The 12540-nt window shown below is 68.3% G+C and carries 15 protein-coding genes; 8 read left to right on the forward strand and 7 right to left on the reverse strand.

Going from position 1 to position 12540, the window contains the following annotated elements:
* Positions 1 to 127 precede the first annotated feature (127 nt).
* Positions 128 to 445: a GNAT family N-acetyltransferase gene (locus B0I29_RS46050; RefSeq protein ID WP_245972963.1), complete on the reverse strand. Its 318-nt coding sequence runs from the start codon at positions 443 to 445 to the stop codon at positions 128 to 130.
* Positions 446 to 667: 222 nt separating this feature from the next.
* Here B0I29_RS46050 and B0I29_RS34060 point away from each other — a divergent pair, with 222 nt between their 5' ends.
* From B0I29_RS34060 to B0I29_RS34075, 4 genes are read left to right on the forward strand one after another with little or no spacing between them, the layout of a single operon-like run.
* Positions 668 to 1735: a FecCD family ABC transporter permease gene (locus tag B0I29_RS34060; protein WP_111653243.1), complete on the forward strand. Its 1068-nt coding sequence runs from the start codon at positions 668 to 670 to the stop codon at positions 1733 to 1735.
* Between the two features lie 2 nt (positions 1736 to 1737).
* Positions 1738 to 2691, forward strand: a complete 954-nt coding sequence (locus B0I29_RS34065; protein ID WP_111653244.1) for an ABC transporter substrate-binding protein — start codon at positions 1738 to 1740, stop codon at positions 2689 to 2691.
* Positions 2688 to 3461 carry an ABC transporter ATP-binding protein gene (locus tag B0I29_RS34070; protein ID WP_111653245.1) on the forward strand — a complete coding sequence of 258 codons (774 nt, stop codon included), beginning with the start codon at positions 2688 to 2690 and terminating at the stop codon, positions 3459 to 3461. Before B0I29_RS34065 ends, B0I29_RS34070 begins: the two co-directional genes overlap by 4 nt.
* Positions 3458 to 4141 carry a class I SAM-dependent methyltransferase gene (locus B0I29_RS34075; protein WP_111653246.1) on the forward strand — a complete coding sequence of 228 codons (684 nt, stop codon included), beginning with the start codon at positions 3458 to 3460 and terminating at the stop codon, positions 4139 to 4141. The genes B0I29_RS34070 and B0I29_RS34075 overlap by 4 nt, the downstream gene beginning before the upstream one ends.
* Here the strand turns inward: B0I29_RS34075 and B0I29_RS34080 are convergent, their stop codons facing one another.
* Positions 4142 to 4612: an RICIN domain-containing protein gene (locus B0I29_RS34080; protein ID WP_181558104.1), complete on the reverse strand. Its 471-nt coding sequence runs from the start codon at positions 4610 to 4612 to the stop codon at positions 4142 to 4144. It lies immediately after the preceding gene.
* 1413 nt (positions 4613 to 6025) lie between these two features.
* On the opposite strand from B0I29_RS34080, the gene B0I29_RS34085 reads away from it, so the two are divergent.
* On the forward strand, positions 6026 to 6748 hold the full coding sequence (locus B0I29_RS34085) for a hypothetical protein (RefSeq protein ID WP_111653248.1): 723 nt from the start codon (positions 6026 to 6028) through the stop codon (positions 6746 to 6748).
* Here B0I29_RS34085 and B0I29_RS34090 read toward each other — a convergent pair.
* A complete protein-coding gene (locus B0I29_RS34090) occupies positions 6708 to 8018 on the reverse strand; it encodes an MFS transporter (RefSeq protein ID WP_111653249.1) in 1311 nt (436 codons plus the stop codon). The genes B0I29_RS34085 and B0I29_RS34090 overlap by 41 nt on opposite strands.
* Positions 8019 to 8085: 67 nt before the next feature.
* Here B0I29_RS34090 and B0I29_RS34095 point away from each other — a divergent pair, with 67 nt between their 5' ends.
* On the forward strand, positions 8086 to 8664 hold the full coding sequence (locus B0I29_RS34095; protein WP_111653250.1) for a helix-turn-helix domain-containing protein: 579 nt from the start codon (positions 8086 to 8088) through the stop codon (positions 8662 to 8664).
* Positions 8665 to 8688: 24 nt separating this feature from the next.
* On the opposite strand, the gene B0I29_RS34100 is transcribed toward B0I29_RS34095, so the two are convergent.
* The 3 genes from B0I29_RS34100 to B0I29_RS34110 all read right to left on the reverse strand — a co-directional run bounded on the left by B0I29_RS34100 (position 8689) and on the right by B0I29_RS34110 (position 10571).
* Positions 8689 to 9114 (reverse strand): Scr1 family TA system antitoxin-like transcriptional regulator, encoded by a 426-nt coding sequence (locus tag B0I29_RS34100; RefSeq protein ID WP_111653251.1) that lies wholly within the window; start codon positions 9112 to 9114, stop codon positions 8689 to 8691.
* A 320-nt stretch (positions 9115 to 9434) separates the two neighbouring features.
* Positions 9435 to 9686: a hypothetical protein gene (locus B0I29_RS34105; RefSeq protein ID WP_220091502.1), complete on the reverse strand. Its 252-nt coding sequence runs from the start codon at positions 9684 to 9686 to the stop codon at positions 9435 to 9437.
* Between the two features lie 48 nt (positions 9687 to 9734).
* The gene (locus B0I29_RS34110) at positions 9735 to 10571 is read right to left on the reverse strand and encodes a helix-turn-helix domain-containing protein (RefSeq protein ID WP_181558105.1); all 837 of its coding nucleotides are present in this window, start codon (positions 10569 to 10571) and stop codon (positions 9735 to 9737) included.
* Positions 10572 to 11237: 666 nt separating this feature from the next.
* On the opposite strand from B0I29_RS34110, the gene B0I29_RS34120 reads away from it, so the two are divergent.
* Both B0I29_RS34120 and B0I29_RS34125 read left to right on the forward strand, forming a co-directional pair.
* Complete coding sequence (locus tag B0I29_RS34120; RefSeq protein ID WP_111653253.1) at positions 11238 to 11486, forward strand: hypothetical protein; 249 nt, start codon at positions 11238 to 11240, stop codon at positions 11484 to 11486.
* Positions 11487 to 11510: 24 nt separating this feature from the next.
* Complete coding sequence (locus B0I29_RS34125) at positions 11511 to 11774, forward strand: hypothetical protein (RefSeq protein WP_111653254.1); 264 nt, start codon at positions 11511 to 11513, stop codon at positions 11772 to 11774.
* Here the strand turns inward: B0I29_RS34125 and B0I29_RS34130 are convergent.
* Complete coding sequence (locus B0I29_RS34130) at positions 11764 to 12537, reverse strand: alpha/beta fold hydrolase (protein ID WP_111653255.1); 774 nt, start codon at positions 12535 to 12537, stop codon at positions 11764 to 11766. The two genes, B0I29_RS34125 and B0I29_RS34130, sit on opposite strands and share 11 nt — an antisense overlap.
* Positions 12538 to 12540: the final 3 nt, after the last annotated feature.

Consider the following 12540-nt stretch of genomic DNA (forward strand, 5'->3'; position numbering starts at 1 on the left):
GGAATGCGGGCCCGATTCCATGTCTGACCGACGGCTCGCGTCCCTGAGCCGTAGCCCAGACACCTCATGGATGTGCCGATACCCGTCTGAGCTACGGCTCGGCCCGGGAGAGCGGGCCAACGACGGGCTAATCGTCGGTGAGTTGTCTGACGAGGCGGCGTTCGCCGTTTTTTACGTTTGACGTGCGGGTCCAGCCGGCTCGTTCGTAGACCGCTATCGCCCGCTCGTTGCCGGCGATCACCCATAGCTCCAGCTCGCTGAACCCGGCGACGCGAGCCTCGGCGTCCACATGCGCCAGCAACGCGCTGCCCACGCCGCTTCCCCACGAATGAGGGTCGACGGCGAGATAGACCAGTTCGGCGCCGACCACGACGGTGAAACCGACCGCCTCCGAACCGCGGTAAGCGATGTGCAGGACACCGCCCTGGTCCATCCGACGCTGCACGCCGGGAAGCCGCGCCTCCACAGAAGCCGCAAAAGCCGCAGCACTCGCAGAACCCGTAGCACCGGCACCACCCGCAGGCGCCCCGTCTCTACGGGCCGTGGCGGCGGCCCAGATCGTGGCCGCTGTGCGTACCGAATTGGATCTTTCGATGCGCAAGATGACCCCCTTCATTCATTCGCGATCTTGATGTTAGGTTGTTGCCCATCTTTTGCAATAGCCAGGATGGGGGCATTGGTGGTCACCGAGGTGCTCGGCGTGCAGCGGCGCCGGACCACGACCTGGCTGGTGGTGCTGACCGCCGCGCTGGTCGTGACCGGGCTGATCGCCGTCGGCACGGGGGCGGTCGGCATCAGTCCGGTCACCGTCGCCCGGATCATCGGTCACCAGCTGCTGCACATCGGCGACGTCACCTGGACGCCGCCCGAAGAGGCGATCGTCTGGCAGGTACGCCTGCCCCGCGTCCTGCTCGGCATCCTGGTCGGCGCCGGCCTCGCGGTCTGCGGCGTGGCGCTGCAGGCGATGGTCCGCAACGTGCTGGCCGACCCCTACCTGCTCGGGATCAACTCGGGCGCGTCCAGTGGCGCGGCGGCGGCGATCCTGTTCGGAGCGGGCGCCGGGTTCGGGCAGTACGCCCTCTCCACCAGCGCGTTCCTCGGCGCGCTCGCCGCATCGTTGCTGGTCTTCCTGATCGCCCGCTCCGGCGGCCGCGTCACGTCGATCCGGCTGCTGCTGGCCGGCGTCGCGGTCGGTTACGCGCTGTACGCCACGACGAGCTTCCTGATCTTCGCGTCCGGATCTGCCGAAGGCGCCCGGTCGGTGATGTTCTGGCTGCTCGGCTCGCTCGGCCTGGCCCGCTGGGACGCCCTGCTCGCGGTCGCCGCTGTCGTCATCGGCGGCACGATCGCGTACCTCACGGTCATCGGCCGCAGCCTGGACGCCCTCGCCGTCGGTGACGAGACCGCGCACACGCTGGGCATCGCACCGGACCGGCTGCGACTGCGGCTGCTCGTAGTGGTCTCGCTCTGCGTCGGCGTGCTGGTCTCCGCGTCCGGGAGCATCGGGTTCGTCGGATTGGTCGTACCCCATCTGGCGCGCCGCATCGTCGGCGCCCCGCACGTCCGGGTGGTCCCGGTGGCCGCGCTGCTCGGCGCGATCCTGCTGGTCGGCGCCGATGTGATCGCACGGGTGCTGCTGGCGCCGCAGGAGATTCCGATCGGCATCATCACGGCCCTCGTCGGCACCCCGTTCCTCCTGGTCCTGATCAAACGCCTGCACGGAGTGTCCCAGTGAAAATGAGAATCGCGACCGCCTCGCTGCTCCTCGTCGCCGGCTGCGGCGCTCCCGAAGCAGACACCAGCAACTCAGCGGCGGGCCACGGCAACTATCCGGTGACGCTCACCAACTGCGGCGCCGAGGTCACCTTCGACCAGGCGCCCGAACGGGTCGTGCTGCTCAAGAGCGCAGCCGTGCCGTACCTGCATGCGCTCGGCGTGATGGACCGGGTCACGGCACGCGCCGGCCAGTACCCGAAGGAGTACTACGACGCCGCCACCCAGGCCGAGATCGCCAAGATCCCGCTGCTCACCGATAAGACCGACACGAGCGGCCACCTGCAGATCTCCAAGGAGGTCGTGATCAGCCAGCAGCCGGACCTGGTGCTCGGCGAGGTGGACAACCTGTCCCGGGACACGCTGTCCGCGGTGGACATCCCGCTGCTGGAGGAGCCGGCTCTGTGCCAGGGCGCCACGGCTGTGCCGTCCTTCGACGACATCTACCGGCAGATGGACGCCTACGGCGAGGTCTTCGACCAACGACCCGAGGCCCTCGCCGCCGTCACCTCACTCAAGGAGCGGATGGCAAAGATCCCGGCGCCGACAGAAAAGCGCACCGCAGCGGTCCTGTACCCGACCGTCGGAGGCGGGGTCACCTATGCGTACGGGTCGGCCAGCATGGCGCATCCGCAGCTGGAGGCGGCCGGGTTCACCAACGTCTTCGGTGACAACAAGGAGCGCGTCTTCGAGGTAACCTTGGAGGAGCTGCTCGGCCGCAACCCGGACGTGCTGATCCTGCTCTACGGCGACGGCGACCCGAAGGCCGTCGAGCAGGCCGTCACCAGTCTGCCCGGGGCGGAGAAGCTCAAGGCCGTGGCAAACGGCGACGTGCTGCCGCAGCTGTTCAACTTCACCGAGCCGCCGTCGCCGCTCTCCATCGACGGCCTCGAGAAGATCGTGCAGCGCTTCTCGTGATCGAGGCGTCCGGCGTCTCGTGGCGGTACGGCGGCACCCCGGTCATCGATGGTGTCGCCGTGACGGCGCGGCCGGGACGCGTACTCGGGCTGATCGGTCCCAATGGCAGTGGAAAGACCACCCTCTTGCGTCTTCTGTACGGAGCGCTGCGCAGCAGCGCGGGAAGCGTGCGTGTGGACGGTGACCGGCTGTCCTCGCTGAGCCCGCGCGACGCCGCCCGGCGGATGGCCGTCGTGGTGCAGGAGTCCGGCGGTGAGACCGCGCTGACCGTGGCCGAGATGGTGCTGCTCGGCCGTGGCCCGCACCTGTCGACGTTCCAGCGGGCCGGAGCATCCGATCATGAGGTCGCGGCCCGCTGCCTGGCAAGGGTCGGCGCGACCCATCTGGCCGCGCGGTCGTTCGCCGGGCTCTCCGGCGGTGAACGGCAGCGGGTGCTGATCGCCCGGGCCCTCGCCCAGGAAGCCACCCACCTGCTGCTCGACGAGCCGACCAACCACCTGGACATCCGGTATCAGCATGAGATCCTGCGCCTGGTCCGGTCGTTGAGCACCTGCTCGGTGGTGGTGCTGCACGATCTGAACCTGGCCGCCCGGTACTGCGACGATCTGGTGCTGCTCGGTTCCGGCGGGGTAGTGGCCGCCGGTGAGACCCCGGAAGTGCTCGATCCGCAGATCCTCCAACCGATATATGGCATTGGAATCCGCCGTCTGGATATAGAGGATTCCTTACACCTGTTGTTCGAACCACTATCGGAGGAGAACCCGGCGTGACCGCGCAGGACCGCATCAACGAGTACTGGACCGGCCGTGCCCCCGCCTATGACGCGTACCAGCAGCGCCCCGAACGGCTCGACGCCGATCGTGCGGCCTGGTCGGAAATCTGGGAGAAGGCGCTGCCGCCCGCGCCACTGGACGTTCTCGACGTCGGCACCGGGAGTGGATATGTCGCGCTGACGCTGGCCGGGCTCGGTCACCGGGTGACCGGTATCGACCTGTCCGAGGGGATGCTCACCGAGGCCCGGAGGCACGGGGCTGAGCTTTCATCCGGCCCGGTCTTTCGCCTGGGTGATGCTGTGGCTCCGGAGTTCCCGGACGGTAGCTTCGACGCGATCGTCGGCCGTTATGTGGCATGGACGCTGCGGACGCCCGGGGAAGCCGTCGCCAACTGGATCCGTCTGCTGCGACCGGGCGGGCTGGTCGCCATGGTCGACAGCACCTGGTTCGCGGACGGGCTGGACGCCGCCGGTTTCTACGACGCCGAGGTCCAGTCGCTGCTGCCGCTGGCCGCCGCCAAGTCGATCGACGAGACCGCGCTGGCGCTCGCGAACGGCGGGCTGGAGGACGTCTCCGTCACCCCGCTGACCACGATCTTCGAACTGGACAACCGGTACGGAGTGTCCCCCGGCCACGAGGTGCAGATGCAGTTCATGGTCACCGGACGGCGGGTCTGATCACCACGGGGTGTGGTTGCGCCACTTGCGGTTCGCTTTCTCACTGCAGTTGCGCAGGCGTACCGTACCGACGCCGGTCCGGTCGATGGCGATCTCGGTGGCACAGCGCCCGTTCTCCCCGGCCCGCAGGGTGCCGGTGAACCACCACTCCTGGTCCGCGGTGTAGGTGCAGGCCGCCACCCGGACCCGCGCGCCGGACTCGTCACTCTCCGGCTGCACGCAGTTGCCGTCGTTGGTGAAGTGGCCTTCGCTGGTCTGGTAGAACTCCTGCGCGTCATTGCCGGACTTGCACGCTGCGGTGGTGAGCACCGTACCGACCGGGCCGCCGGTCAGGCAGCGGGCCGGGTTACGCTCAGTGACGATCCAGCCCTGCAGCAACGGCGGCGGTCCGGGAACGGCCGCCGCCGGGCCAGCGGTGCCACCCAGAAACGCGGCGGCCACAAGCGGGACGATCAGACGACGGGTCAGCACCGCCCCACTGTAGGTATCCGCCGAGTCCCAGGCGGCAGGATCGCCAGGATTGTCGCCCCGAGAGGGAGCATCGTTCCGCGCGAGGGGACGGCGCACATTCAGCGCGCAGGAGATGGTCACAGGTCACCGTTCCCTTCTCGCCGCTCCATGCTCTGCCCGCCGCTCGCCACTCTGCTCGCTGCTCGTCGTTGCCACGAGCCCACCGTGTGCTTCCGACTAGGTGGTTCACGACGCTCGCCAGCCCGGACGGGGGCCCACAGTGTGCTGCCGGCCGGGGTGATCGCCACGATTTCCAGCGCCCACCGTGTGCTTTCATCATCGCTGGCGCGCCCTCAACAAAGTCCCGCCGAATCCGGTGGGCTACCGGTGCGGGCTACCGGCCCCGGTCGGCGGCGCGGGCTACCGGCTCGGGCCGGCCGAGATGCGAGCACACGTAAGAGGCCAGCAGCAGTGATCAGGCCGCACCGAGTACCTGTGTGAGCTCCTGTCTCGGCCCTGGCGTGGATGAAATCGCACCGTGTCATTGCGTGCGGCCTCATCCACGCCAGCCGCCCGTTAGGTGCGCCTTCATCCACGCTGATCGGTGCTTGCGTGTGACTTCGTTCCCGTTGACGGTGCCCGACTTCCAGAACCCGGCACCTCGATCGGCCAACTCCGGGCGGCGTACACACGCAAAGGCTCGCGGAGGCGGCCCTGCCCGCCACGCCAGCGACCGCAAGCACCCGAGATCTGCGAAGGCGGGCCACAGCCGCTCACCGAAACCCGTGAATTCGCCCCGCCATGCCGGGCCACAAACTCACAAGATCTCGCTCGTGGGCGGTCAGCGGGAGCCCTGCGCTGGGCACCAGCTGGTCCAGCCAGCGCTCAGCGTTGTCACGCCGGCCCCGAAACAACACTGACCCCGCTGGTTAATCGAAATCCCGCAAGCAGCGGACCCCAAGTCTTGATCGCCTTTCCGCCCCGGTCCTCCCGCGGCACTCTTGGTCCCCGAACCACAGCCCCCCAACGGGAACGGCGGCCCAAGATCGCGCAGGCCAGAGCGGGTGTGTCGATTTCGGGTTCGCCACGCACCTCAACTCGACACACACCGGGCGCGGGGGGGGCACTCGCGGCACGTTGCCTTCGGCCCCGCCGAGCGGAAATCCGGCCCGGGCCGCCGGCGACGAGCCGACAACCAGGACGCGCCGACAACCGAGACGAGCCGTAGCTCAGATAGGTCATCGGACTACATGACCTATCTGAGCTACGGCTCGCCCCGTGATAACGAGGCCTACGGCAAACAGAACACGCCCGACCACAGTCAGACGTCACGCATCCCCCGGGTATGCGGCTACCTCAGGATCAGCCCTAACAGCAGCCCGCACTCCCCCACCCCACCCAGACTCCTTGAACCCCCATCCCACAATCGGAACCATGCGACTCTGGGGACCTCCACAGTGCCCGGTACGCCCGGCCGAGCAAAACTGGATCGACACCTCACTGACCTGGCTGCTCGCCCAGTTCGGCCACGCCACCCTGACAAAACCCGTCTGGCTGCCGACCGACGAGTTCTTCCCCGGTGACTACCACGGCACCCGCGACGACATCCGCACCACCACCATGCGCCTCTGCGCCCACATGGGTGTCGACCCGGCGCGGATCGAGCTGGAGCACTTCGGCGACGACCACGATCCCGGGCTCGCCGCGCTCATCCCGCTGAACTGGCAGTCGTCCGGCGCGGCCGGCCACCACCGGATCCGCGACGGCCGGTCGGTCATCGGGATCAAGGATGAGCAGGCCGCGGCGCCGATGGCCCTGGTCGCGACGGTCGCGCACGAGCTGGGTCACGTCCTGTTGCTCGCCGACGGCCGGATCACGGCGGACCGTGCGGATCATGAGCCGCTGACCGACCTGCTCACCGTCTTCTTCGGGATGGGTGTCTTCGCGGCGAACTCGGCGTTCGACTTCTCCCGGGACACGACCAGTTATCGCACGTCGCGGCTGGGATATATGACCGAGCCGATGTTCGGGTACGCCCTGGCCCGCTACGCCTGGATGCGCGGCGAGCGCAGCCCGGCATGGGCGACATATCTCGACACCAACCCGCGGACGTTCCTCAAGCGCGGGCTGCGATTTCTCGACGCGTCCGGCCGCTAGAGCCCACCACTCCGGCAACCCCTGCCACCACGACACCGCACCCCGCGACCAGCACCCATCCCGCCACCGGATCGCCGCTGCCGGCGATGCCACCGGCGAGGGCGATGCCGAGTGCCGTACCGATCTGCCGGGCTGTCGACGCGAGCCCACCGGCCATCCCGGAACGCGCGGGCGGCAGACCGCTGACCGCGGTGTTGGTGATCGGCGCGTTCGCGAAGCCGAGGCCCGCGCCCAGCAGCAGATAGGCGAACCAGTTACCGGAAACGATCATCAGGATGCCACCGGCGGCGGTGCACAGCCCGGCGATCCGCAGGGGCATTCGCGGACCGATACGTCCAGTGATAAATCCGGAAATAGTCGGGCAGATCGTCGCGCCCACCGCCATCGGCAGCGTCACCAGCCCCGCGTCCAGAGGGCTGAGACCCCGCTCCTGCTGCAAATACAGACTACTGACCAGCAACGTCACACTGAAAGCGACAAATACCAGCACCGCACTACCGATAGCGGCGACAAACGCCGGCCGCCGGAACAGCGACAAATCCATCAATGGATCCGCAGCCATCAACGAATAGCGCACGAAAACCGCCACGGACACCACCGTGCCAACCCCGAACACCGGATGCTCGATCAACGCCGCCACCGCCGACCCCACCATCACGATCAACAGCAGCTGACCGAAAAGGTCCAGCCCACGCGGCGCCGGCGACCGCGACTCCGGCACGAAGAACACCGTCAGCACCAGCACCACCGCGATGATCGGCAGGTTCACCCAGAACACCGTCCGCCACCCCGGCCCACCGGTCAGCAGCCCGCCGACCACCGGCCCGGCCGCCATGCTCAGCCCAAAGACCGACGCCCACACCCCGATCGCCTGCGCCCGCCGCCGCGGATCGGTGATCGCGCTGACCACGATGGCAAGCGCGACCGGGCTCAGCATCGATCCGCCGGCACCCTGCACCACCCTCGCGGCCACCAGCGCACCGGCGGTCGGCGCCAGCGCGCACGCGGCCGAGCCGATCGCGAACAGCACCAGCCCGATCCGGAAAACCCTGCGCCGGCCGACCTTGTCGGCCAGCGCACCCGAAGTGATCAGCAAGCTCGCGAGGACCAGTGTGTACGCGTCAACGACCCACTGCAGTCCGCTCGTGGCGAGGCCCAGGTCGTGCCCGATCGACGGCAGTGCGATGTTGACGACGGTCGTGTCCATCCCGACCAGGAAGATGCTGGTGCAGCAGATCGCGAGCACCAGCCAGGGACGTGTTCTCTCCATGGCCGGGATCGTCACGCGCTCGCGCCCCGCCGGACCAGGAGATTTGCGAAGACCGCAAACTGATCGCGTGGATCCGACACTTCAGGAGTTGCTCGACGGCATCGGCCCGCGGCTGCGCCGGATCCGCCAGGACCGCCGGCTGCGCCTGGAGGACGTGGCGGAGGCGACCGGCCTGTCGGTCAGCACACTGTCCCGCCTGGAGTCCGGCAAGCGCCGGCCCACCCTGGACCTGCTGCTCCCCCTGGCCGGCGTTTATCGTCTCGCGCTGGACCACCTGATCGGAGCCCCACCGACCGGCGATCCACGGGCACATCTGACACCGCACCGGGCGGATACGCGTACCCGATTGGACGCGGTCGTGGTCCCGCTGACCACCTATCCCGGCCGCCTGCAGGTCTTCAAGCAGATCCTCGGCCCGACGTCCGAGCCGCCGGTGCTGGTCACCCACCACGGCCACGCCTGGTTCTACGTGCTGGCCGGCCGGGTCCGCCTGCTGCTGGGCGACACCGAGCGCCTGCTGCAGCCGGGCGACACCGCCGACTTCGACGCGGGCGAGCCCCACTGGTTCGGCCCCGCCAACGACCGCCCCGCCGAGATCCTGCACCTCTTCGGCCCACACGGGGACCGCTTCACCCAGCCGGACTGACGAGCAAGCCGCTCACCGGTTGGTTCAGCCCGCAGCGGAGTTGGGCAGCAACATTTTCACGTACCGCTCCTGATAGCGATCGAGTAGGTCGCCGACATCGGCCCGTGCAACCTGCTCCAAGGCCTCGAAGACACGACGGTAGGTGCGGACCCCCTGGCGACCACCCGACCGGAGGCTGGCGCTGAAGAGGTCGACGCTGACCCAGCGATCGTCGGCCACAACGAAGCCGTGGTAAGGCGCGATGGGCAGCATGACGTCGTCGGCGACAATCCTCAGCCGGACGTTCGGCTGGGTCGCCACCTCGCGCATCCGGCTGATCTGCGAAATCATCTCGGCCGGCCGGCAGACCTGGTTGCGCAACACCTGCTCGGTGATCAGGAAATGGAACTCGCGGCCCGGCTCGTGCAGGATCTGGTTCCGTTGCATCCGCGCATTGACCGCCTCGGACACCGCCGAAGCGCAGGTCGAGCGCCTCCGCGATCGCCCGCACATCGACAGGCTCGGCGGCGACCGCGCCGTTCTCCAAGCGGGAGACTGGTCATCTGAGATCGACCTCCCTCGTCCGAAGATAACCGGCTTATTCGCCCTACTGCATCGCTGCCCGGATGGCACGGCCGGGAAGGGCCATCGTGACCGGACGAGGTACGCGATCGGATCGATCGCGGACCAGGGCGCGGGCACGCGCCGGACTGGCGGCACGTCGCGGGGTGCGGTGCCACAGTGGGTAGGCGCACGTCGTCGAGCGGAAGTGAACTAACGAGGACAGTGAGTCAGGCGTCCTGCTCCTGGATCCGGCGGGCCGCCTCGAGCAGCAGTTCGCGTGGGATCTTCACGAGCAGCTCACCTTTGGGAACGGCGACGCCGGTGGCAGCGTAGCCCTGTACCAGCACGTGGTCGGTGTCGTCGTCGGTACGGTAGACCGTGGGGCAGGTGCCCGACCCGCACAGCGAGGCGACCACGCGCGGGACGGACTCCGGGGTGACCGGTGGTCCGTGCGATGCGGCGTCCTGGTTCGTCGTCATTACCCCAAGGTAGGAAACATTGACGACTTCCGACAAGTGTACGAGGTATTACCGCGCGACCGACTTCGGCTGCAGCGCCCCCACATACCTCGCCTGATAATGATCAAGAAGATCATCGATATCGGACCGGGCGGCTGATTCAAGTTGATCGAATAATTCACGGTAATCGCGCACGATCGTTCGGCCGGTCGCCCGGAGCAGGGCGGTGAACAGGTCGACGCTGACCCAGCGATCGTCGGCGACGAAGAACCCGTGATAGATCGGGATCGGCAGCTCGGCTTCGTCGGTGATCACGCTGAGGCGGACGTTCGGAAAACCGGCTACCTCACGCATCCGATCGATCTGCGAGATCATCACGGCCGGCCCGCCCACCCCGACACGGAGAACCTGCTCGGTGATCAGAAAGTGGAACTCGCGCGCCGGGCTGTGCAGGATCCGATTCCGCTCCTGCCGGGCGATGACCGCCTCGGTGACCGCTGCATCGTTGCTCCCGGTGGCGGCCCGGCCTTCATGAGCGGACAGAACGGCGCGGGCGTACTCGCTCGTCTGGAGCAGACCGGGAACCACCGCAGGTTGCAGGATCCGGATCTCTTTCGCGGCGGCTTCCGCCCGCCCGATCTCGCGCTGGCGTTCGGCCTGGTCGCGGCCAGCCGGGACCCACTCGATGAGCCGCTCACCAGCGTGCTCGGCCAACTCGATGGCCAACTCCGCTTCACCGGGCGGGACCCCGAGAGCCTCGGCCAGCAGCCTGACGTCGCCAGGCTCGGCCGCCACCGCGCCGGTCTCCAGGCGGGAGATCTTGGCTTGGCTCATCCCGACGCGCTTGCCCAGCTGCAACCCGGTCAGTTTCTGGCGCTTGCGCCAGCGGAACAGGATCGCGCCCACCGGCTCCATTGAACCGTCGTCAGGGTCGGGCGAGTTCGTCAACGACTTCCCGCCCCCCTTCCGTCCGCCTGAGGTCCAGTCTATTCGGCCGCCCGCATAGCCGCCGCAAGGAGATCGGCCGGGATCTCCACCAGTTGCTCACCCGCCGGAACGTTGATCCCCGCACTCTCGGGAGCGATCGAGTATCCCTGAACGACCACCGTGCCGCGGTCGGTCCGATAGACCGTCGGGCAACTTCCAGTGCCGCAGAGCGAGGTGAGGAGAGTCAGCCGGGGGGCGCCAGCGCCGTGGGCGGCATCTGCGACGCCCATATTGTCGTGGTTCACGAGGGACCAACCTACACCGAATATTCGGCATCCCGCATCACCTAACCACAGTTGGCGTGGCGCACAAGCCCCACGGACGGCCAGAAGTGACTCAACGGCACAGAATCAACGGTCAGACTTATACCTTCCGTGACCACCGTGAACTCTGGGATTCATTCATGAGAATGAGGATTGCCCTGCGGCGCATAGCAGTGCATATTCTTAGGTGAGGGTTACGGAGACGCAACGAAACCCATCGCTCGGGTCACCGATGGTGAGGTTTTGCTCCAGACACTGTGGTCGCGACCCTTACCGGCGCATATGCGCGGCGATCCCGCGCAACCGGCGGATCGGAGGCATCATGACCTTCCTCTTCCCCACCACTTCCCCCGCGACCGTGGACGCTCTCGATGCTCGCTGGATGCATGAGCCGCTCGTCTACCTCGCCGTCGCCGCGATCTGCCTGCTGATCGCTCTGCGCTTTTTGAAGCAGGCTCTCGCCCCGATCGGCGCCCTGATCCAGGCCGTCGCAGCAGCGGCCGTCGTCGCCTTCACCGCCGTCATCGCCCTCGCGATGCTCGTTCTCGCAGCGGTCACGACAGCGCACTGAAACCACAAGACGGGAAGGACTCTCATGACCGGCTATCTCGTGATCGTCGCCGTGGTAGTGCTGGCGGCCATCGTCATCACCGAACTGATCGCGGCCGCTCTCCCCGTGATCGTCATCATCACCATGGTCCCGCCGCACGAGCGGGACGGGCTCGCCCGCCTCCTCGCCGCCGCCGACAGCTCCCGCCGGCTACGCCTGCTGCCGGCGCTGCGCGCGGCCGTCCAGGCCCGGCGGGCGGAGTGCAACCACACCGTGCCCGTCGCCGCCGAGCACCGCGTCAGGTCGTGACAACCCGGTCGAGCCAGGCACCGATCAAGGCTGCCAGCTCACCGGGGTGGCTGAAGTTCATGGCGTGCGCCGCGCTCTCGATCACGGCCACCTCCAGGTGCGGTGGCGCGAGGCGGGCGACCTCCTCGCGGCGCCATGGTGGCGGCATCAGCGGGTCGCGGCCGCCCAGCACCGCGAGGGTCGGCACCGGTGTGCGCAGCATGCGTTCCAGCGACGGGAAACGGGTCAGCTCGCTGAACAGCTGCACCGCCTTGAGCGGGCCGAAGCGCAGATAGTCAGGCAGCACGGTCCGGGCCAGCCGCGGGCTCTCCCGGGGCACGTCCCGGGCCAGCTGGGTGACAGCGCGCAGCAGCGGCTGGTTGTGCACCCCGCCGGCCGGGGAGGCGAGCACGATGCCGGCCACCCGCTGCGGCTCGCTGTGCGCCACCTCCAGGCACACCGGTCCGCCCATCGAGTTGCCGACCAGCACCGCGCGATCGATGCCGAGCCCGTCCAGGACGCCGAGCAGCGCCCAGGCCAGCGACGAGATGCCCAGCGGATGACCCCAGTCCGGGCTGCGACCATATCCGGGCAGGTCCGGGACGTATGTCGTGGCGCGGTGGGCCAGTGCCCGTGCGGTCGGCAGCAGGTAACTGCCGGAGACCGCGAAGCCGTGCACGTGGACGATCGGCGTCGCGCCGGGTACCGCCGGGCCGCGACGGACGAAGACCGGCCGTCCCTGTACCTCCACGCGCAGCTGCCGCCAGCCGGGGAGAGGCCGCACGAC

The organism is Actinoplanes lutulentus, from assembly GCF_003259845.1.
Lineage (GTDB): Bacteria > Actinomycetota > Actinomycetes > Mycobacteriales > Micromonosporaceae > Actinoplanes > Actinoplanes lutulentus.